Genomic DNA, 21,155 nt, shown 5'->3' on the forward strand with positions numbered 1-21,155 from the left:
CACTTTTTAGTTAGAAAGAAACTATCAAGTCAAGAAATATATTTAATTTAGTAGCATAAAATTTGCTAATACCTGTAAGGATATATGAAAATACATTATCAAACAATTATATTTGTTGTTTCGTTTGTTTTATGGTCATGTACCACACAAGAGAATCATTCGAACGATAGGTCGACCGGCTATGAGCCAAGTATTTCACAGGATATATCTTTTCTTGATATCAATGGGTTTGCAGAAGATTCTTTAGGATACATGTGGATTGCTACATTAGGAGGATTAGACCGATATAACGGGTATGATTTTCTGCATTTTTCACATCAAGCCTCAGACAGCACTTCACTATTAAATGATTTTGTATTCTCCCTATTAATTGACTCTTCACACAATCTTTGGATAGGAACTTCTTCCGGACTCAACAGATACAACTATGAAAAGCAATGTTTTGAAAACTTCTCCGGCAAATACACAGTCCCCATTTATTCCATGTTCGAAGCTCCGGACGGTAAGATATGGCTTGCAACATCTTCCGGTGCAGGATATATAAACAAAGAGAAACATCATATTGTTTTTCCTAATAGAATAGAAAACGTAAATCTGCTTTGGAAAGATAAGTCCCAACGCCTTTGGATGGGATTGAACGAAGAAAGAGGAATGGCTGTCAGAAAAACCGATCGGGAATGGAAGTATTTCACTTTACCGAGAAGTAGAAAGGTTACATGTATTTACGTTGACCCACAGGACAAGTGGTGGCTTGGAACAGATCATGGTATCGTTATTTTTAATCCTGTTACTCAAACTTTTGAAGCATCGGTTATCCCACATTCCGAAAATGAGCAATTAGATAAAATGCAGATTACATTTATAAAAGAAATAGAACCTTTAAAACTTTTAATTGGAACAACCACAGACGGTTTTTTCTATTATGACATCCTATCTCATACTTTACAACACAATTCCCCTTTGCGCTTCAACCCGCAGCTTTCGCCCCAATTGCATACATGTTTTAACGACAGACAGGGGAATGTATGGATTGGTTCTTACGATAAGGGGTTTGTTGTAAGCAAAAAGAATGGAAGTAACTTCAATACGAATCAAGTGCTTAGTAATTACTTCAAAGGAATGTTCGTTACTCGTATCCTTGAAGACCGGGATAAAAATTTATGGATCGCAACTCGATACAAAGGCCTATATCTGTATAACTCACAAGAAGGTATCAAAAGAGAGATCCAAATACCGGAAAAGGGATTTCTTGAGGATATTTATATTGACTCCCGAAAAAGGATATGGATAGCCTTTGAGCACAAACTATTACGGGGAAACATTACTCAAGCCGGAATGGTCCAAATCGACAGACTATTCAATATCGAGAATGTAAGGGTTGTAAAAGAAGACAGGCTGGGGAACATCTGGATTGGCTCGTGGAACGGTCTGTACAAACTGACAAATGACAATATCGGTTCGAAAGCTCCTCAAAAAATATACACCGCAAACAATCCCGACATCAATGTACTGCATAACGGAGACATTCTTTTTTCGGCTTTCGGAAAAGGTATTTTCCGAATAAAAGCAAAGACCACTACAGCCATCCCCGTACAATTTCCAAAACGATTTAATCAGATAGCCAATAACTGCGTGACCATTTTTGAAGACATGCAGCATAGGATATGGCTCGGAACATACGGGAACGGTGCACTCTGCAATAAAGGGAAGTCTTTTATTCCTTTCTCTGTTTCGACAGGACTGCCCAACAATAATACCCTGTGCATTAAGGAAGACCGCAACGGAAACATATGGCTGAGCACCTCACACGGAATATCCATGATATCATTCATTAACCGTCAACCAAAAATTAAAAACTATTTCAAAACCGATGGAACTTTGGGAGATCAATATCATGAGAAAGCCGGATGTAAAGGATATGACGGAAAAATATTCTTTGCAGGCAACCATGGCATCACATTCTTCAATCCTGAAGACATCAAACCTAATACAGACGCTCCTGCCATCAATATTGAAGATTTGAAGATATTCAATAAGAGTGCTCGACCCGGTCAAAAGGACTCCCCGTTGCAAAAGGATATTCTATTTACCAAACAAGTTACACTTAATCACCGGCAAACCACGATATCCATCGACTATGCAGGTATTGATTTTCTCTCGCCCGAAAAGCTCACCTACAAATACAAGTTAGAGGGATTTGAAAAGCAATGGAACAATGTCGGAACTTTCCGCCGGGCAGCCTACTCCAACCTCCCTGCAGGTAAATACACCTTCTATGTCAGTGCCATCAATGGCGACGGAATTGAGAGCGTTCACTCGGCAAGCCTTGAAATCATCGTTAAGCCGGCACCTTGGTTTACATGGCAGGCTTGGCTGGTATACATCCTTGGCAGTATCGGACTCGGTATCTTCATGATGCGATTTTTCATTAAGCTGAGACTTAATAAACAGCTTGCAGAGATAGAACACAATGAAAGAGAAAGGGAGCGAGAGATGGCACAAATGAAAATGACTTTCTTTACCAACATTTCCCACGAACTCCGCACACCGCTCACGCTTATTTCTGCACCTTTGGAGAAAATCCTATCGACCCAAAGTGACGCAAGGAGCATACACCTCCTCAACACCATATCAAGGAACACCAAACGGCTATGGCAGCTGGCCAATCAAATCATGGATTTCAGCAAAGTGGAGAATGGCACGCTACGCCTACACGTGCAGCATACAGAAATTATCGCACAACTACGGACTATTTTCGAAGGGTTTATCTACGTTGCAGAACGCAAAGGCATCGAAATCAGTTTCCGGCCTCATGCAACCGAAATGTGGATATGGGCCGACCAAGACAAGATAGAGAAGATTCTCTACAATCTGCTCTCAAATGCCATCAAGCACACGCCTCACGGAGAATCCATCTGCCTATCCACTCAGATCATCGATGCCGAACAGGTTGCAACGGCATACACGCTTCCCGATAAGAACAGCTTACAAAGCTATCTTGAAATCAGCGTGACCGACCACGGAGAAAGTATTCCCGAGAATAAAATGAAAAGCCTCTTCGTGCGCTATCAGCAAATAGAAACCTCGTCAGGATACAAGCCCGATTATAGCGGCAACGGCATCGGGCTACATTATACGAAAGCCTTGGTCGAGGCGCATAGAGGATACATCAAGGCCTCGATTATGCCCGAAGGCGGCATGTGCTTCTCTTTTGCGCTGTCTGTCGATGACATCTATGCCGACAAAGAAAAACAAGAAACAAGTGAAGCGCTCTTCGTCACATCGCCCCTACGAGAAGCCGTAACCGAAAAGCCGCAAAATGCGACACCCAAACCGCATACCTATACCCTTCTGATAGCCGAAGACAACATTGAACTGCTGGACTTCATCGCCGATCTCTTGTCGCAAGAATATTCGGTCATCAAAGCCCCGGACGGCAAAAAGGCATGGGAAGCCGTGAAAAGGCATACGCCCGACCTCGTGCTCACCGATGTCATTATGCCCGGTATGTCAGGGTACGAGCTCTGCACTGCCATCAAAGACAATATCGACTACTGTCAGATACCCGTCGTGATGCTTACGGCTAAAATCGTAACAGCCGACCGCATAGAAGGGCTCGACCACGGAGCCGATGCCTATATCTGCAAACCCTTCGATGCCAACGAGCTACAACTCATCATCAAAAACCTCTTGAAACATAAAGACCGTCTGCGCCGCTACTTCTCGACACCGGGAATGCAGGAACAGACTCCCTCCGACCAGCCTTTCCTGTCGGCCGACTATATCTTCTTGAACAAACTCAATACGCTCTTGGAAAGTGAACTAAGCAATCCCAATCTCGACATCGACGACATCGCTACCCGATTGGGCTATTCGCGGTCGGTGTTTTACCGCAGGATAAAGGCGCTCACCAACATTGCACCCAACGACTTCCTACGCACCTATCGCCTCAAGCGCGCGGCAGAAATGCTGACTTCTTCCTCGGCATCACTCAGTGAAGTGTCCGACCGCACCGGCTTTAGCTCCTATTCCTATTTTTCCAAGGTGTTCAAGAAACAATTCGGCCTATCTCCGAAAGATTATCGGGCCAAAGATTTAAATATTGAACATTGACATTTGAACTTTGTGATTACTTTGCCGCATTGCCAATCGGTCATATCATAAAGTTCAAGCTTGAAAGTCCAATATTCAATGCGAAAAGCAATATAAAAAGATTATGATTTTTTTGACAAAAAATCGAAGCGTCGTGAAGTTCGGTCAGTACCTCATAAAAATTTTCTACGCACGCCGTTAAAATTTTCTGCGTATTCTTTTAAAATTCCCTGCGCACCAAATTTAAATTCCCTGCGCAGAGAATCTAAATTTGGTGCGCAGGGAATTTTCACTCTCATATATTACTGATTATCAGCAAGTTACAGAGGCCTATTTTCCACCCTTTCAGACAACAAAATTCGACCGCCAAAGGGCCTGAAAAATCATAGAAAAAGGTCTTCTGACGGTCGTAAAATATTTTACAAAACATGATAGATTTCCTACTTCGGCAAGTGGAACACTCGTGAGAGTTCTTTCATTTGTTCGTTGCTCATCCCATCGGGTTCAAACCCCATGGATTTGCAGTCCAAATAGATGACGGCACTCTTCGACAGCACATCCACTTGGTCGAAAGCGTCCATAATGTCCGTGCTTTTGGCAAAGACCCCATGCTTCTCCCAAAGCACGACATCATAATCTTCAAGTTCTTTCAGCGTCCCTTCCGCCAAAGCTTTGGAACCCGGAATGGCGTAGGGGACGACGCCTAATCCCAATGGGCAAAAGGCTTTTGTTTCCGGAATCATACTCCACAATAGATTGGTCAAAACATCTTTCTGAAGGAATTTCTTGTTGTGGCTCAGGGCGACAAGCTCTATCGGGTGTGTATGCAGCGTGGCCTTATAGCCCGTATTGTTCTCTATCTGGTGGGCATGCACCATCAAATGGCTTGGCAACTCGGAAGTTGGCAGCACGGGATTGTCGGCTATGATGACATAACTGCTGCAATCATCAAGCACTCGAATGACACTTCCATTCTCCATCGGCCAACGAGCAAGGTAGCGCATTCGCTTGTTTGTTCCTTTGCAAAAGAAATACTGCCCCTTCAAAGCTGGCAGCGTCACTCCAATCTCCTTTACCTCGCTGATAGCAGGCAATGCCCTTATCGCATCGTCCACGAACTCGGTGATGTTGACGGTTATGTTCCCACCGTTACGCTCTGCCCAGCCTTTCTGCCAAAGGTATCCGGCTACTTCTGCTATTTTGTCAACCTCTTCTTTCAGCAGGGGCCGGCCATCTAAAATACTTTTCATAATCATACGTTTAATTTATTCTGTAGATAATCATAATAATTGGGGCAGGAACGAAGAAACAATCAGAACAATGATGCCCACAATAAGTGTAGCGATTGTCTTTCGCCCGCAACCTTTCCATTCTTTCAAAATAATGCCCCACACATTTGAGAAGACTACGTCGAGCGCCATCAAGATACAGAAAGAGAACGTGATAAGCACGGGTGATTCTGTGAGGAAGCCCTTGCCTAATGCCAATCCAAAGAACTGACTGTACCATAACGCACCGGCCAAAAGACAGAAAAGGATATTGTTGGTCCACACTTTTCTGTTTCCGTAATCACCCCAAGTGCGGTTCTTCTGATTTTGCCAAAGGCAATAGCCGGCGTTGGTAACAAACCCGCCAAGTGTAACAAGCAGTGTGGCGGGCAGCGTCAAGAACAAGCCCGACGTTTCGGCAAAGTGCAATCCGCTCCCAAACTCCAGTCCTACATTGAAGCAGGCACTCATAAAACCGGCTAAGAGTGCGATGGCTATGCCTTTGGGGAAGTTGAAATCCTTGACAGCCTCGCGCTTCTCTTCTTCGCTGAGCTGTGCAGACTTCATCGAACCGGCTATGCCGATAACGGCAATCCCCAGCAACGTCACAACAACTCCGATGAGCACAGAACCTGTCAGTTTCTCCAAATGATGTCCCTCAGGATAAAAGAAGTTCAACATGACCGGACCGAGTATCGTACCCAGTCCGGCACAAGTGCCCAAAGAAATGCTCTGCCCGAGTGCAACGCCAAGATAACGCATGGAAAGCCCGAAAGTGAGCCCGCCTACTCCCCAGAGTACTCCGAAGAGAATCGTCATGCAGATATTGAACATGTTACTTGCGGTAAAGAGTTCGAACAATGAGTGTCCCGATGGAACGGCAAGCAAAGCTCCCAACAGAGGGAGCACCAGCCATGCAAATACTCCCTGCACAAGCCAATAGCTCTCCCAACTCCACGCTTTAATACGATTGATGGGAACATAGCAGCTTGATTGGCAGAAAGCACCAATGGCTATGATGATAAGTCCGATAACAATGCTCATTTTATCCGCGTTTAGTCAACACATCCTTTTCATATTGTTCAATGACTGGAATAAATTCCTCGCCGACAGGCACATTGCTTGTCAAATTGAAATAATCGTAGACTGCACCGAAAGGCAGACTCTTTGCTTCCTCTAACAAGGCCAAACGCTCAAATCCCTTGTCGGCATCTTCGTAGGAACGGAGTTGCCCGATAGGTTCCAAGAAAGCCTGCAACAAACACTTCTGTGTGGCCCGCGTACCAACGACATATGCACCGATACGATTGATGGAAGCATCGAAGTAATCCAATCCGATATGTGCACGGTCAAGCGCTTCTGCACGCACCAACTCTTTGAACAAATCGAGTGTTTGATCGTTCATGATGGTTACATGATCGGAGTCCCAACGCACGGGACGGCTTACGTGGAGCATCAGTTCCGGAACAAAAAGAAGAAGTGATGCAACCATATCGCTGACATTCTCTGTTTGCTCATAATGCCCTGTATCGAGGGTGTACATCAGTTTGCGTGTAGCACAATAGCCGGCAATAAAGTCATGCGATCCGACAGTGTAACTTTCCAAACCGATACCGAAAAGTTTTGCTTCCAAACAGTTCTTCACACCGTCAAGTTTTTCAGCCAATATCTCATCTAAGCTCTCGGCCATAATCTGACGATAACGCATCCGCTCAACAGTCAAGTCCTTACTACCGTCATGTACCCAAATATTCATGATACAAGGGTCGCCCTGTGCCTTACCCATAGCATCGGCTATCTTGCGGCAACGCTTAGTATGTTCAATCCAGAAATCTCGGATACCCTTGTCGGGATTGGCCAACGATAGATTGCCACTCTTCGGATGAGAAAAACTGGTTGAGTTGAAATCAAGCTTCATATTATTCTCCTTCGCCCAATCTATCCAACTTTGGAAATGCTTGACTTCTACCTGATCGCGATCTACCAATTTGCCACCGAAGTCACCATACGTTTCATGAAGATTCAAGCGCTGATTGCCTCCCAGCAAACTTTTGACAAAAAGGATATCCTGACGCACTTCCTCCATGTTTCGGGCACGCCCCGGATAGTTACCGGTTGTTTGGATTCCCCCGGAGAGCGCTTCATTGCGCTCGAAACCAATCACATCATCAGCTTGCCAGCAATGTAGAGAGATAGGAGTTCTTTTTAGAAGTTCAATAGCTCTGTCTGTGTCTACACCCACTACTGCATAGCGTTCTTTCGCGTATGCGTAAGCTTTCTCAATACTTTCTGTTTTCATGACTTTAAGTTTTTAATCGTTTTCAGAATTTTATTTTATGGTTATTTAATCTTTACTTCCGCCTGTTATATGCAAGTACTTCTCATAAGCGGTCTCCCACAATTCAGCATCCTGCGGAATAAATCTTGTCGGCGATATACTATTTGCAATAATTTGTCGCATTTCCCATACATCTTTGACGTATCCGGCAGCCTTTGCCTGCAGCATGATGTTACCTATGGCAGTACACTCTTGAGGACCGGCAAGAACAGTTGCATTGCACGAATTGGCTGTAAATTGATTTAAATAGTTGTTTTGCGAACCTCCACCTATAACGTGGAGAACATCTATTGGGAACGGAGCAAATTCCTTTAACCAACCAAACACCTGCCGGTAGCGTAATGCAAGAGAATCATATATACAGCGACAAAACTGCCCTCTGGTTTCCGGAATAGGTTCGTTGTGTTTACGACAGTAGTCTTGGACAGCTGCTGTCATTGAGTCCGGACTGGCAAACATCTGGTCATCAGGGTTAATGATACTTCTAAACCCTTCTGCTTCCATTGCTTCTTTTATAAGTGTAGTATGACTGACGTCAATATTTGTATCTTTCTTCCATTCACGACGGCAACATTCATATAACCACATACCACAGATGTTCTTCAAAAAACGAATTGTCCCGTCTACTCCACCTTCATTGGTAAAATTACGCTCAAATGTTTGTTGGGTAACAATGGCCTGCTGTGTTTCTATTCCCATCAAACTCCATGTTCCGGAACTAAGGTAAGCAAAATGAGAATTGGATGCAGGGACGGCAGCTACAGCACTTGCTGTATCGTGTTCTGCCACAGCAACAACCGGAATTGCACTCAACCCCGTTAGTTTCTGAACCTCTTCAGTCAACTCTCCTATGACAGTACCGGATTGAACCAACTTGCCAAATTGTTCCCGGCGGAGCCCCCAACTCTCAATCAGTTCTGTATCAATATCTCTCGTATACACATTCAACATTTGAGAAGTGGAGGCGATACTATATTCACAGACCATTTTCCCGGTTAGGAGATAGTTTAAGGCATCGGGAATGAACAAGATTTTATCAGCATGTTTCAAGACCGAATCTCCTGCCTTATGCATTGCATAGAGTTGGTATAATGAATTAAGATTCATGAACTGTGTTCCTGTTTTTTTGTATACCTGTTCTTTCGGCATCACTTGTTCAAAATACGCTTCCATTTTACCTACAGTGTGCGGGTCGCGATAGGAAAACGGATTGCGCAACAGATGTCCGTCTGCACCAACGCACACAAAGTCGCATCCCCAAGTGTCAATACCGATGCTCTCTATATGGTAGTTTCTTTGAACTGCAAGGCGGAGCCCCTCGATTATTTCTTTATAGAGGGCAAATAAATCCCAATATATGTGTCCATGCATTGGTATCAGTGCATTGTCAAAACGGGTCAGTTCTTCTAACACAATGGAAGGCTTTGCTGTTGTATGGTCATCTGCACCATTGGTTGAAATCGAACCTATAATGGTTCTGCCACTTGTTGCACCCAAGTCTACTGCGAAGAATTGTTTGCCTACTTGTTTAGATTTTAGTTGTTTCATCATAAAATGTTTAATAGTTATCTTCTTACAGATTTTCGGTAAGCTGTCGGTGTAATCCCATTTTTCTTACGAAAAGTAGTTGAAAAATAATCTACCGACTCATAACCCACCTGATAGGCAATGTCTGCCAGCGAAAGATTGGTGTTTGCCAAAAGTTGTTTGCCTTTCGTTAACCGTATTTCTTGAATATACTGAAGCGGAGCATAGCCTGTGAATTTCCTAAACACCTGTCGGAATCTTGAGTATCCCATATTGATTTCTTCAGCTACCATTATCGGTGTAATGTCATCTGCCAATCGCTCCATCATGATAACTTTCGCTTTTCTCATCTGATCAATTATCTCTCTATCTGCAAATTTGTTGTGGCGGTTGAAAGCGTAAGCATAACCCTGCACCATATTGGCAGTTCCCGCTAACATCTGTTGAAAACCAACATGCTGTTCCTTGGCTATTGTTATAGCATTCCTAAACACCTGTACAAGTTCATCGTGTAGGCCAACATGGAATATGGGTTCTCGCGGAGAGAAAAATCCATTCGAAATTCGGCCGTCGATATTCTGTCCCCTAAAGCCTATCCAATATTCATTCCATCCGGTTTCTGGGTCGGGCTGATAGCTGTGCCATTCATGGGGAAACAATAGGAACATATCCCCTTCCTTGATTTCTGTCTGATCACAATGCTCTGAACGAAAGACACCTCTCCCTGCTGTAATGTAGATAAACTGATATTCATTTAGCCGTCTACCTCTGTCCGTCAGAAAAGAATATTCCTGTGGATGATTTTTGGGGGGATAGATTTCACCAGAATCTATATGCTGAAAACCAACACCATTGACCGTCAATCCCCAACAAGCATCCTGCTCGTTGTCAATAAGATATTGTAATGTTTGGCTATAACCCATAGGAGTAATTCGTATTAGTTAATAGGTTCTTGCTGCAAAAATAGTGATTTCCTACGGTATGAAAGTACGTTTTTTGACATAAAACACTTGCTATTTGACATTTCAAGAGGTTTCGGAAGAATTAGCAAAACATTTGGATAGGTTTATCAAGTCAGAAATGACGGCTTTTCCTTTTAATGAGTGTTCGACTTCGGAGAAAATCCCTCCTCTCGTTGTGTAGAGAGGGCACATCTCGGAAGTTACCCGAAAACCTTTGAGTAACTCAAAGGACATCTTGCTGTGTCTTTGAGGACACAAACATCCGCCTTCGGACGGATGAGGGAGTTACCTTCAGAAGCCGTCGGGGAGAACACCGACCGACAGAGCTCGTCGCTCGGGTGCAAAATTAGGCGGAATATCCACCCGAAAACCGGCAGGAACGACGCCACAAGCTGCCACATGGCTGAAAAACGATACAAGTACCGATATTTTGTTGTTTATTTGCACCGACAAACCAAAAGACGTCAGACAATCTGCCGGTTGGTTGAGAGAGACTCATGCCCCAATGGCCATTGGTTGGTTGCAACCGACACTTGGCAGTCCGTTTCTCCGACAGTATCTCTGCAAGGAGAATAGGCGGTCACAACCGACGGACGGCGAGAATGTGGTTGGAACGTCAAGCGGAAGAAACCGACAAACCGACAAACAAATGTATCAATATATGTATCACCCATAAAACCAAGAAGACAATGGACAAACAAAAAGACAAACCACTGTATGTTGCTTTCTCCACCCAGAAAGGCGGAGCAGGCAAGACGACGCTCACGGTGCTCATGGCGAGCTACCTGCATTACGTAAAGGGGTATGACGTCGCCGTCATCGACTGCGACTTCCCCCAGTACAGTATCCATGACATGCGCAAACGCGACATGGACACCATCATGAAGGACGACTATTACAAGGTGCAGGCGTATGACCTGCTCAGACAGCTGGGCAAGAAATACTATCCCGTCGTCTGCAGCCGCGCCGAGGACGCCATCACCTCCGCAGAGAGCCTTTGTAGGGGAGGCAATATGCCGGACGTCATCTTCTTCGACCTGCCCGGTACCATCAACAATGCCGAGATCGTCAATACCGTATCTCGGATGGACTATATCTTCACGCCCATCATCGCCGACCGTGTAGTGATGGAAAGCTCCATCAAGTTCGCCACCGTCATCAACGAGCAGATGGTCGTCACGGGCAAATCCGCCATCAAGGGGATTTACCTGATATGGAACATGGTGGACGGGCGCGAAAAGACGGAGCTTTACGGAGCCTACGAAAAGGTGTGCGCGGAGTTCGCCCTGCCCATCCTTTCCACCCGACTTCCCGACAGCAAGCGGTTCAGAAAGGAGTCGGAGACCGGTCGCAGGAGCGTGTTCCGTTCGACGATTTTCCCGCCCGACAAGGTACTTGTCAGGGGCAGCAACATTGATGCCCTGACCGATGAAATCCTTTCTCTCATCCATTCGTAAACTTCACCATCATGGCACGAAAGACAAAAGTCTCGGACATCGACAGCAATTTCATCATCAATGCCTTCAGGCGCGACGATATGACTATCCCACCGACCGCCTCGACGAAACCTTCACCGACATCAGGATAAATGATGTTGCAGGCGGAAACGAAGACGCAGAAGACGATGAGCCCGACACACCTGCGGCAAAGGGAACGAGCTTCGAGGACATCGACAGGGCGGTGAAGTCCGTGAGGAAGCCCGAGGCGGACGAAGAAGAAAAGCTCCACGCCGGCAAAACCTTCAAGGACATCGCCGAGACGGAACTCTTTCAAAAGCTCACCGAGAGCTTCGCCGGCATCTCCGACAGGGTGAACGAGGTCATCGACCTCTATACTGCCCGTGCCGAACAGGAAAAACCGCTCGTCCTGCCCGCGCGCATCGAAGACTTCGATATCCGCGATTTTGTATAACCCGTTAACAAGAAACGACAATGAAAGAAAAAGACTACGGATAAGGCGCTGCCACTATATCCACAAGAAAGTTAAGTAAGACAATTTCAATCCAACCCCGACGGGCGCGTATGACCGTTTTTCATGTACGCCCGTCACCAAACAACGCTTTATGAACAACAAGCAAAAACTATTTCTCTCGCATTCTGTGTTGGGACTGACCATTTCAAAGTAGAATGCGATAAACTCTTTTCTTGCTTCTCTGCGCAACTCCTTGTACAATGTTTTCAGTTGCGAATGATTGCCGTTGATGTAGGTTTCATACATATACTCGAAGATGTCGTCCACTTTGTAGTATCGGCATTGCTGGCTGGGCGTCTTACTGTGTCTTATTTTCATCTTGATTTATGTTTATAGGGTGAATATCCAAAGAATAAGGGCGAGAATACTTACGAGGGTGAGCACGTAGAGGACTATTGCCCAAAGGGTGCGGAGAATGCCTGCGACGATTTCCGCAAGTGAACCGACAACCACACCGACCGCCCAAAAGACGATGCTTAGAATGCTTGTGAGCAGCAGGCGAAGAATTGTGCGCAAGGCTTGGCGAATGTTGATTGACTTTTCCATTTTTCTAAGGGTTTTAATGTTTAATGCGGATCCAAGAGCTTGAGGGAGTTGAGTTTCACTGCTTATCTGTCTCTCGTTTATCCGATATTTTTTAATGCATCTTCCTGTCGCATCGGTCGTTTTCGTTTCAGGTGCCCCACAAAGGTAGGGATGAGCAAATGCAAGGTTTTTGAGGGAAAATACTACCCGGAGCAAAACGTAGTGGAGCGCAGGCGTGGAGATTTTCTCCAAAACCGAAGGTACCGACCTTGCTGCAGCGTAGCATCCCGGAATTACCTTTGCGCCTGAACGGGGACGACCAACGGATGCGATACGGTGAAGACCGCATCGAAATGGAGGTAAACGGAAAAGAGACAGATTCGGATAAAAAAGTAAAAAATCTGATTGCATGCCATACAATCAGATAGTAAAAAGCGTAATGAAGCGGGCATGTAAAAGCCACCTATAGAAGACAAAGACGGAAGAGGAAAGGTATGAAGTCTGCCTTTCGGGCTTGCTGCGATGGGCAGGCGTGTACTTTTCCTACGGCTTTGTCAGACAAGTCGGAGGTGTCGGAGATAGACGGGTGAGGAATTTGTCACCACCTGAATAGCTCCGACTTCTCCGACGACAAACAATGCGGCTTTTACAACTACTTCCAAGAAAAGAAAAATACCGAAAGGGAACAGCTCTGAAAAATTGTCTTGCTGAAATCCATACCTTAGAAAGTATGGCCGATACACAGAAATGTGGCAGAAAGCAGATTTGCCGAAGCTCTTTCGACAGACTGCTCCCTGCCTCTTTTCGTCGGCCATACCAAAGGTAGGAATAGGTTATGCCGATAGCGAAGTTTGCGAAGAAAGAGGTCATAACTTGTTTCTGCCGAAGATGATGAGAATTTCAGCAAGACAATTAAACCATCGAAATGACAACAGAAAAGTCTGTCCGACAAGAAAAAACAAATGTTTTCTTTGGCCGTACAGCACATTTTAGTTATCTTTGCATTGATAAAAGAGTTGTTTGAAACGACAGCAAATCAAGGAAGTTCAGGGAATTTGAGTAGTAACCAAATCGTAACCCTTTTCCTTTTTTCAATTTTATAAGTACTTATAATCAAAGAGTTATAAAGGATCGACTCTTTTACCTAAAAAGGAAACCGCATCGGGAAGATTACTCGATGCGGTTTTTGATGTATAGTGTATGACAAAACTTAGCCAATCATGCGTTTCATATCTTCATCTACGGTAGTGATACCTCCTAACCCGAAGTTTTCTACAAGGACTTTCAGCACACCTTCCGACACGAATGCAGGCAGTGTAGGGCCTATGTGGATATTCTTCACGCCTAAAGACAACAGTGCCAGCAATACGATAACAGCTTTCTGCTCATACCAAGCGATGTTGAAAGCAATAGGAAGTTCGTTGATATCGTTGGCTCCGAATATCTCTTTAAGCTTCAAAGCGACTACAGCCCAGGAATAAGAATCGTTACATTGGCCTGCATCAAGCACGCGGGGAATGCCGTTTATGGCGCCAAGATCGAGCTTATTATACTTGAATTTCGCGCAGCCACTCGTCAAGATAACAACGTCTTTCGGTAATCTTGCAGCGAATTCTTCGTAATAATTGCGGCTCTTCATACGTCCGTCGCAACCACTCATGACTACAAACTTACGGATTGCACCGCTCTTTACGGCCTCAACTACTTTGTCGGCAAGGGCAAAGACCTGTGCATGTGCGAAGCCACCCACTATTTCTCCGTGTTCAATTTCAGTCGGAGCCTGACACGTTTTGGCCAAGGCTATCACCTCAGAGAAGTCTTTATGTCCGTCAGCTCTGGCCTCAACATGTTTCCATCCGGGGTAACCGGCAGCATTAGTCGTAAAGACACGGTCCTTATAACTGGCTTTTGGAGAAGGAGGAACGATACAGTTGGTCGTGAAAACGATAGGGCCGTTGAACGTCTCAAACTCTTCCTTCTGCTTCCACCAGGCATTACCGTAGTTGCCTACAAGATGCTTATACTTCTTCAACTGTGGGTAGTAATGGGCCGGAAGCATTTCACCGTGGGTATAAACATCAATGCCTGTGCCCTCGGTCTGCTTCAAAAGATCTTCTATATCCTTAAGATCGTGACCGCTGATAAGTATGCCAGGGTTCTTGCCTACACCGATATTGACCTTCGTAAGCTCTGGATTTCCATAGACTTCTGTATTGGCTTTGTCGAGCAGTGCCATGACATCAACACCGTATTTGCCTGTTGTGAGCACACAATTGAGCAGTGTTTCCATGCTTGAATCAGGGTCAGTGATTGTGTAAAGTGCTTCACTCATGAAATCAATGATAGCAGAACTATGCTCCCCAAGACGTGAAGCATGCTCATAATAGGCTGCCATTCCCTTTAAACCCAACACGGTAAGTTCCTTCAGAGAACGCAGATCGGCATTCTCTGTGCGCAGAACGCCCTCGCGTTTACCCTCTGCTTCAAAGTCATCTTCATCTCCTCCCCACTTCACTTCGGGCCAATCCGGGAGTGAAACACTTTCTTCTGATGCTTTATCTGCCAATTGTTTCTTCAACACAATGCCATCGGTTATCTTGCGAAGAATGGCATTATCATCGAAATTGGCATTCGTAATCGTTGTAAAGAGGGCATCCGTAAGAAAGTCTTCTACAGCAGGCAAACTTTCTTTTCCAGCCTTCTTAAGACAATGGTCAATGGTTCCTACTCCACGAACTACGCTCAACAGCAGGTCTTGCCATTGGCTGGTTTCAGCTGTTTTGCCACAAACGCCCTGAATTGTACACCCTGTTCCCTTTGCTGTTTCCTGGCATTGGAAACAGAACATCTTGTTTTCTGTCATCATGTTTTTGTTTATCTATGTTTCAATTTGTGGTGCAAAGTTAGCTCATCCATATCCTTTGCTTTGGTAACAATTGTGACTCGAGAGGCGTTAATGATTATTAAAACGAGAGAACTGAATACATTTTCTTTTCTCTTTTCTTACGCTTTTTCTTGCTTTTTCCATTTTCTTCTTCTATATTTGACACTACATTATCTATTCACCCATGAAAGGACTTGAAGTAAAGGAACTCAAACAAGTGGTCATCCGCTTTTCAGGCGACTCGGGAGATGGCATGCAATTGGCCGGAACTATATTCTCCTTGGTATCGGCAACGTCTGGAAACAGCATTTCAACTCTACAAGATTATCCTGCCGACATACGTGCTCCGCAAGGTTCTCTGACTGGAGTCAGTGGCTATCAAGTAAAGATTGGCGATGAAGAAGTACATACTCCGGGCGACAAATGTGACGTGCTTGTAGCCATGAATGCAGCTGCTTTGAAAACACAGATACAGTATGCTTCACCTACAGCTACTATCATCATCAACATTGATTCGTTTAAGGAAGAAGACCTTCGAAAGGCAGAATTCAAGACAAACAACTATCTCAAAGAACTCGGAATCAAGGCAGACCACGTGGTAGCCTGCCCTATAACGACTATGGTCAAGGCCTGCTTGAAAGGCGAAGACATTGCCCCTAAGACGGTTCTTAAATGCAGAAACATGTTTGCCTTGGGCATAGTTTGCTGGCTTTTCAACCGTAGTCGCAAGAAAGTTGTTGACTATATCGCCCATAAGTTCAAGGACAAACCACAGATTGCCGACTGCAACATCCGTGTACTTCATGCCGGATACGACTACGGGCACAACACCCATGCGTCGGTTCCTGCCACCTATCGCATCGAATCTATTCACAAAAAGCCGGGCCGCTACATGGACATCACGGGCAACAAAGCCCTGTCCTACGGTCTCATTGCTGCAGCAGAAAGAGCCAACTTGCCGCTCTTTCTCGGCAGTTACCCCATTACTCCCGCCACAGATATCCTCATTGAGCTGTCTAAACACAAGTCACTTGGCATCGTTACCATGCAATGTGAAGACGAATTGGCAGCCTGCGCATCGGCTATCGGAGCTTCTTTTGCCGGCTCACTTGCTGTTACTTCGACCTCCGGACCAGGCATCTGTCTCAAGTCGGAGGCTATAAATCTGGCGGTTATGGACGAACTTCCACTCGTCATTATTGATGTTACACGCGGTGGTCCCTCTACAGGTTTGCCCACAAAGACCGAACAAAGCGACCTACTTCAAGTGCTCTTCGGGCGCAATGGAGACAGTCCGATGCCGGTTATTGCCCCAATATCGCCCACAGATTGCTTTCACTCGGCTTATTTAGCCTGTCAGATTGCAGTGCAACACATGACACCTGTCATCGTACTGAGCGATGCTTACATCGCCAATGGCTCGGGATCATGGCGCCTCCCCATTGTAACTGAACTGCCGGAGATACGTCCTCACAAGGTAAAAGCCAACTCAACAACCCCTTACAGTCCTTATCAACGCGCCCCGGAGAGCCTCGCCCGCTATTGGGCTACGCCCGGAATGCAGGGCTGCGAGCATGTTGTTGGCGGATTGGAAAAGGACAATGAGACCGGAAGCATATCCAACAAACCCGATAACCACGCCCTGATGACACGGTTAAGAGCCGAGAAAGTGGCCCGAATTCCAGTATCTGACATCCACGTCCTGGGGGATAAGAACGATGCAGACCTATTGATAGTCGGCTTCGGAGGCACCTTCGGACACCTTTATACAGCCATGGAAGAGCTGCGAAAGCATGGGCGTAAGGTGGCATTGGCACACTTTCGAGTCATCAATCCGCTGCCCAAGAACACGGCAGAAGTGTTCAGAAGCTACCCCAAAGTGGTGGTGGCAGAACAGAACATGGGGCAGTTTGCAGGCTATCTGCGCATGAAAATCGATGGTTTCTGCCCAAGACAATACAATGAAGTGAAAGGACAACCATTCATGGTCGATGCTCTTGTCACTACATTTCAACAGATTATCGACGAATAAAACACTGCTATGGAATACACAGTCAACGATTATAAGAAGGGAAAACCACGCTGGTGCCCAGGTTGCGGCGACCATTTCTTCTTGGCTTCTCTACAGAAAGCAATGGCCGAATCAGGCATTCCACCTCATGAAACGGCAGTCATTTCGGGCATAGGTTGCAGCGGACGCCTGTCTTACTACGTCAACACCTACGCCATGCAGACTATCCATGGGCGTGCGGCTGCTATTGCAACCGGCGTGAAAGTGGCCAATCCGCAGCTCACAGTGTGGCAGATTTCGGGCGATGGAGACGGACTTGCCATCGGCGGTAACCACTTCATACACGCCTTAAGACGCAATATCGACATCAATATCATACTGCTCAACAACCGCATCTATGGCTTGACGAAAGGCCAGTACTCTCCAACTTCACCGCGAGGCTTTGTCTCTAAGTCGAGTCCCTACGGCACAATAGAAGATCCTTTCCGTCCGGCTGAACTATGTTTCGGCGCACGTGGCCGCTTCTTTGCACGCACTGTGGCCAACGACGGCGCCCATACGGTGGCAACACTCAAGGCAACCCAACAGCATAAAGGGGCTTCGGTATGCGAAGTTTTGCAGAACTGCATGATCTTCAACAATGGGACTTATGCCTCAATCTATACACGGGAAGGACGTGCCGAGCATGCCATTTACTTGGAACATGGCCGTCCGATGCGCTTTGGAAAGCACAAAGAATATGGCTTAATGCAAGAAGGCTTCGCACTTAAAGTCGTGAAATTAGGCGAAAACGGCATCACAGAGCAAGACATTCTCGTGCATGATGCCCACTGTGAAGACAACACCTTGCAGCTGAAATTGGCCATGATGGACAATGAGCACGGTTTTCCTGTGGCCTTAGGCGTTATCCGCGACGTTGCCGCCCCTACTTATGAAGACTGCATCTACAGTCAGATTGAAGAGGTGAAAGCCCGAAAAAGGTATCACAATTTCACTGAATTGCTCGAAACAAATGATATCTGGACGGTTGAATAAAGCGCTATTCAGCGTGTGCAACTCACACAGCATGTGCTGTATGTTCAACCATTATGTTTAACAAAACATTCAAGATTGCTCCATATACTTGCAAATAAGGAAGTATAATTCAGTATTTATGAAAAGACATTACAATTGTCTTCATAAAACTTGCAAATTCAAAACGGATGTCTTCCTCGCTCCAAATAAGTGCCGTTTTTCAGTCTTTTGCAACCTACTGAATATCAAGCTGTTATGAAATTCAACACAATTTACAAGATAAAATCACGCTGAAAAGCACCGTGATTAGCGTCAAATCATCGTGCGTTTTGAGTCAAAATGCGAGGTAATCTCAGTCAAACAGCATGGTAAAGTGACAGAGATTGCAAGGCCAAGGAATAGAAATGGGAGTACCGAAGCCATAAAACGGCTTCGTGCAAGCATAGAAAGCGAGAGTTATTTTCTATTTGGGCGCGGCTAAAAGTGTTAAAAACGAGGAAGAAAGTTGACAGCAGAAGCAGTGTTACCACACTACTTTCCTGCTGCCGTCTGCATCTTCTGTTATCGTCACTTTCGTGGCATCTTCAGGCAAAATCTCCTCAATGAGCTCGGGCCATTCAAGGAAACAGAGGTTACCTCCATAGAAATAGTCTTCATATCCCATGTCGTAGACCTCTTCAAGTTTCTTGATTCGATAGAAATCGAAATGATAGATTGCGGCGCCGTTGCCTGCCGTATACTCGTTGACGAGTGCGAAAGTAGGTGATGTGATGACGTCACTGACGCCCAATTCCTCACAGATAGCCTTGATAAAAGTAGTCTTTCCGGCCCCCATTTTCCCATAGAAAGCGAAGACCTTAGCCGTTCCCATGCCAGCTAAGAAAGCCTTGGCTGCCTCATGGATGTTGTCTAATGAATTGATTTTTATTTCCATCTTTTCTTCTGTTTCTCCCTCCGTTGTCTTGCAATGACACCGTAAGGAGACTGTTATTTAGTTTATATTCACTTTGTATCTATTGATTTTCCACGCATCATTCCTATGGGAATAAGCATTTCTTCCATGGATATGCCACCATGCTGGAACGTGTCCTTGTAGTACGACACATAGTAGTTGTAGTTGTTGGGGTAGGCAAAGAAAGTGTCGCCCATTGCGAAAACATACGACGTACTCAAGTTAGGCGAGGGCAAATGTGCCTTTCGAGGGTCGCGGATTTCAAACACCTGACGCGACTCATAGCTAAGGTTCTTGCCCAATTTATAGCGGAGATTGGTGTTCGTATTGCGGTCACCGACAATCTTTATCGGGCGATTGGTGCGGATACTTCCATGATCTGTACTGACAATGACATGGCAGTCAACATGGCTGAGCACACGGAAAAGCTCGGACATCCCCGAATGTCGCAACCAACTTTGCGTGATGCTGCGGTATGCACTCTCATTGTTTGCAAGCTCACGAACCATGCGTGACTCGGTACGTGCATGTGAAAGCATATCGATAAAGTTAACCACCAACACGTTGAAATCATTGTGTTGGAGTTCATTGAAATGGGTCAACAACCGCTCCATCGACTGCGAATCATTGATTTTATGATAGCTGAAGCTCTCTCGTCTGCGATAACGTGCAAGCAAACCCGCTATCAATGCCTCCTCATGGACATTCTTGCCATTGTCTTCGTCCTCATCAACCCAGAGGTCGGGAAACATCTGTTGTATCTCCATGGGCATCAAACCACTGAATATGGCATTGCGGGCATACTGCGTTGCTGTAGGCAGAATGCTCATATAAAGCCGTTCATCGATGTCGAAACTGTCGGCAAGTTCTTCAGCAAGTACGCGCCACTGATCGTATCTGAAGTTGTCGATGACGAGCAAAAACACCTTTTCTTTCTTGTCGAGAAGGGGGAAAATCTGCTGTTTGAACATATCATTACTCATCATCGGACGGTCTTCCGAGCCACTCATCCAAGCCATATAATGGCGTTGAACATATTTTGAGAAGCCGATGTTGGCATCTTCTTTCTGCGCCTGGAGCATCTCTGTCATACGGCTGTCAGTAGTACTTAGCTCCAATTCCCAGTTCACCAAGCGGCGATACACCGTCATCCAGTCGTCCCAATCACGGCAATCGGCAATCTGAAGTGCTATCTTCTGGAAGTCCTGCTGATAGCTGTTTTGCGTTACTTCGGTAACGATTTCACGATTATGGATATTCTTTTTCAGCGTAATGAGAATTTGATTGGGGTTTACCGGCTTGATGAGATAGTCGGCAATCTTACGCCCGATAGCCTGGTTCATGATGTCTTCTTCCTCGCTTTTCGTAACCATCACTATCGGTGTTGCAGGCTGAATGTCCTTTATTCTCTGCAAAGTTTCAAGACCGGTCAAGCCAGGCATCATCTCATCGAGCAGGATAAGATCGAAAGTTTCCTCACGACAAAGCTCAACAGCATCTATGCCATTGCTCATCGTTGTTACGTTGTAGCCTTTCTTTTCAAGGAAGATGATGTGACCTTTCAACAGATCTATCTCATCATCTACCCACAATAACTTCCCATTACTCATA

Annotated in this window: 16 protein-coding genes and 1 pseudogene; 5 read left to right on the forward strand and 12 right to left on the reverse strand. The window is 45.5% G+C overall.

Going from position 1 to position 21,155, the window contains the following annotated elements:
• Positions 1-84: 84 nt before the first annotated feature.
• Positions 85-4,113, forward strand: coding sequence for a hybrid sensor histidine kinase/response regulator transcription factor (locus EL210_RS11425; RefSeq protein WP_018919675.1), 4,029 nt, complete (start codon positions 85-87; stop codon positions 4,111-4,113).
• A gap of 419 nt (positions 4,114-4,532) precedes the next feature.
• Here the strand turns inward: EL210_RS11425 and rhaD are convergent, their stop codons facing one another.
• The 6 genes from rhaD to EL210_RS13635 all read right to left on the reverse strand — a co-directional run bounded on the left by rhaD (position 4,533) and on the right by EL210_RS13635 (position 10,861).
• Entirely contained in the window at positions 4,533-5,342 is an 810-nt protein-coding gene (rhaD, locus tag EL210_RS11430; RefSeq protein WP_025879735.1) for a rhamnulose-1-phosphate aldolase, read from the reverse strand.
• A gap of 30 nt (positions 5,343-5,372) precedes the next feature.
• Positions 5,373-6,404: an L-rhamnose/proton symporter RhaT gene (locus EL210_RS11435; RefSeq protein ID WP_018919677.1), complete on the reverse strand. Its 1,032-nt coding sequence runs from the start codon at positions 6,402-6,404 to the stop codon at positions 5,373-5,375.
• A 1-nt stretch (position 6,405) separates the two neighbouring features.
• Entirely contained in the window at positions 6,406-7,659 is a 1,254-nt protein-coding gene (locus EL210_RS11440) for an L-rhamnose isomerase (protein ID WP_018919678.1), read from the reverse strand.
• A 45-nt stretch (positions 7,660-7,704) separates the two neighbouring features.
• Positions 7,705-9,249 carry a rhamnulokinase gene (locus EL210_RS11445; RefSeq protein ID WP_018919679.1) on the reverse strand — a complete coding sequence of 515 codons (1,545 nt, stop codon included), beginning with the start codon at positions 9,247-9,249 and terminating at the stop codon, positions 7,705-7,707.
• Between the two features lie 14 nt (positions 9,250-9,263).
• Complete coding sequence (locus EL210_RS11450; RefSeq protein ID WP_018919680.1) at positions 9,264-10,148, reverse strand: helix-turn-helix domain-containing protein; 885 nt, start codon at positions 10,146-10,148, stop codon at positions 9,264-9,266.
• A gap of 503 nt (positions 10,149-10,651) precedes the next feature.
• Positions 10,652-10,861: a hypothetical protein gene (locus tag EL210_RS13635; protein WP_036890071.1), complete on the reverse strand. Its 210-nt coding sequence runs from the start codon at positions 10,859-10,861 to the stop codon at positions 10,652-10,654.
• Between the two features lie 15 nt (positions 10,862-10,876).
• Between EL210_RS13635 and EL210_RS11460 the strand changes: the two genes are divergently transcribed.
• Complete coding sequence (locus EL210_RS11460) at positions 10,877-11,644, forward strand: ParA family protein (protein WP_026285893.1); 768 nt, start codon at positions 10,877-10,879, stop codon at positions 11,642-11,644.
• Entirely contained in the window at positions 11,616-12,098 is a 483-nt protein-coding gene (locus EL210_RS11470) for a hypothetical protein (RefSeq protein ID WP_018919682.1), read from the forward strand. Before EL210_RS11460 ends, EL210_RS11470 begins: the two co-directional genes overlap by 29 nt.
• A gap of 177 nt (positions 12,099-12,275) precedes the next feature.
• Here the strand turns inward: EL210_RS11470 and EL210_RS11475 are convergent.
• The 4 genes and pseudogenes from EL210_RS11475 to hcp form a co-directional block, all read right to left on the reverse strand.
• A pseudogene (locus EL210_RS11475) lies at positions 12,276-12,476 on the reverse strand (hypothetical protein); the annotation flags it as partial.
• A 12-nt stretch (positions 12,477-12,488) separates the two neighbouring features.
• Positions 12,489-12,704, reverse strand: coding sequence for a hypothetical protein (locus EL210_RS11480; RefSeq protein ID WP_025879912.1), 216 nt, complete (start codon positions 12,702-12,704; stop codon positions 12,489-12,491).
• Between the two features lie 533 nt (positions 12,705-13,237).
• Positions 13,238-13,498 (reverse strand): hypothetical protein, encoded by a 261-nt coding sequence (locus EL210_RS13640; RefSeq protein ID WP_018920441.1) that lies wholly within the window; start codon positions 13,496-13,498, stop codon positions 13,238-13,240.
• A 395-nt stretch (positions 13,499-13,893) separates the two neighbouring features.
• On the reverse strand, positions 13,894-15,546 hold the full coding sequence (gene hcp, locus EL210_RS11500; RefSeq protein ID WP_025879689.1) for a hydroxylamine reductase: 1,653 nt from the start codon (positions 15,544-15,546) through the stop codon (positions 13,894-13,896).
• Between the two features lie 205 nt (positions 15,547-15,751).
• Here hcp and EL210_RS11505 point away from each other — a divergent pair, with 205 nt between their 5' ends.
• Together EL210_RS11505 and EL210_RS11510 are read left to right on the forward strand one after the other, a co-directional pair.
• Positions 15,752-17,599, forward strand: a complete 1,848-nt coding sequence (locus EL210_RS11505) for a 2-oxoacid:acceptor oxidoreductase subunit alpha (protein ID WP_018920443.1) — start codon at positions 15,752-15,754, stop codon at positions 17,597-17,599.
• A 9-nt stretch (positions 17,600-17,608) separates the two neighbouring features.
• A complete protein-coding gene (locus tag EL210_RS11510) occupies positions 17,609-18,613 on the forward strand; it encodes a 2-oxoacid:ferredoxin oxidoreductase subunit beta (RefSeq protein WP_018920444.1) in 1,005 nt (334 codons plus the stop codon).
• Between the two features lie 502 nt (positions 18,614-19,115).
• Here the strand turns inward: EL210_RS11510 and tsaE are convergent.
• Complete coding sequence (tsaE, locus tag EL210_RS11515) at positions 19,116-19,526, reverse strand: tRNA (adenosine(37)-N6)-threonylcarbamoyltransferase complex ATPase subunit type 1 TsaE (RefSeq protein WP_018920445.1); 411 nt, start codon at positions 19,524-19,526, stop codon at positions 19,116-19,118.
• Between the two features lie 68 nt (positions 19,527-19,594).
• On the reverse strand, positions 19,595-21,154 hold the full coding sequence (porX, locus tag EL210_RS11520) for a T9SS response regulator signal transducer PorX (RefSeq protein ID WP_018920446.1): 1,560 nt from the start codon (positions 21,152-21,154) through the stop codon (positions 19,595-19,597).
• Between the last annotated feature and the right edge of the window lies 1 nt (position 21,155).

The sequence above is a fragment of the Segatella oris genome (assembly GCF_900637655.1).
GTDB classification, from domain to species: Bacteria; Bacteroidota; Bacteroidia; order Bacteroidales; family Bacteroidaceae; genus Prevotella; species Prevotella oris.

What these genes read in the sequence shown, in the direction of transcription:
- EL210_RS11510 (WP_018920444.1), top strand. Translation starts at nt 17,609, where the DNA reads ATGGAATACACAGTCAACGATTATAAGAAGGGAAAACCACGCTGGTGC.
- EL210_RS11445 (WP_018919679.1), bottom strand. Translation starts at nt 9,249, where the DNA reads ATGATGAAACAACTAAAATCTAAACAAGTAGGCAAACAATTCTTCGCA.
- porX (WP_018920446.1), bottom strand. Translation starts at nt 21,154, where the DNA reads ATGAGTAATGGGAAGTTATTGTGGGTAGATGATGAGATAGATCTGTTG.
- EL210_RS11425 (WP_018919675.1), top strand. Translation starts at nt 85, where the DNA reads ATGAAAATACATTATCAAACAATTATATTTGTTGTTTCGTTTGTTTTA.
- EL210_RS11480 (WP_025879912.1), bottom strand. Translation starts at nt 12,704, where the DNA reads ATGGAAAAGTCAATCAACATTCGCCAAGCCTTGCGCACAATTCTTCGC.
- EL210_RS11470 (WP_018919682.1), top strand. Translation starts at nt 11,616, where the DNA reads ATGAAATCCTTTCTCTCATCCATTCGTAAACTTCACCATCATGGCACG.
- EL210_RS11505 (WP_018920443.1), top strand. Translation starts at nt 15,752, where the DNA reads ATGAAAGGACTTGAAGTAAAGGAACTCAAACAAGTGGTCATCCGCTTT.
- EL210_RS11450 (WP_018919680.1), bottom strand. Translation starts at nt 10,148, where the DNA reads ATGGGTTATAGCCAAACATTACAATATCTTATTGACAACGAGCAGGAT.
- EL210_RS13635 (WP_036890071.1), bottom strand. Translation starts at nt 10,861, where the DNA reads ATGGGTGATACATATATTGATACATTTGTTTGTCGGTTTGTCGGTTTC.
- EL210_RS11460 (WP_026285893.1), top strand. Translation starts at nt 10,877, where the DNA reads ATGGACAAACAAAAAGACAAACCACTGTATGTTGCTTTCTCCACCCAG.
- EL210_RS13640 (WP_018920441.1), bottom strand. Translation starts at nt 13,498, where the DNA reads ATGGCCGACGAAAAGAGGCAGGGAGCAGTCTGTCGAAAGAGCTTCGGC.
- tsaE (WP_018920445.1), bottom strand. Translation starts at nt 19,526, where the DNA reads ATGGAAATAAAAATCAATTCATTAGACAACATCCATGAGGCAGCCAAG.
- EL210_RS11440 (WP_018919678.1), bottom strand. Translation starts at nt 7,659, where the DNA reads ATGAAAACAGAAAGTATTGAGAAAGCTTACGCATACGCGAAAGAACGC.
- rhaD (WP_025879735.1), bottom strand. Translation starts at nt 5,342, where the DNA reads ATGAAAAGTATTTTAGATGGCCGGCCCCTGCTGAAAGAAGAGGTTGAC.
- EL210_RS11435 (WP_018919677.1), bottom strand. Translation starts at nt 6,404, where the DNA reads ATGAGCATTGTTATCGGACTTATCATCATAGCCATTGGTGCTTTCTGC.
- hcp (WP_025879689.1), bottom strand. Translation starts at nt 15,546, where the DNA reads ATGACAGAAAACAAGATGTTCTGTTTCCAATGCCAGGAAACAGCAAAG.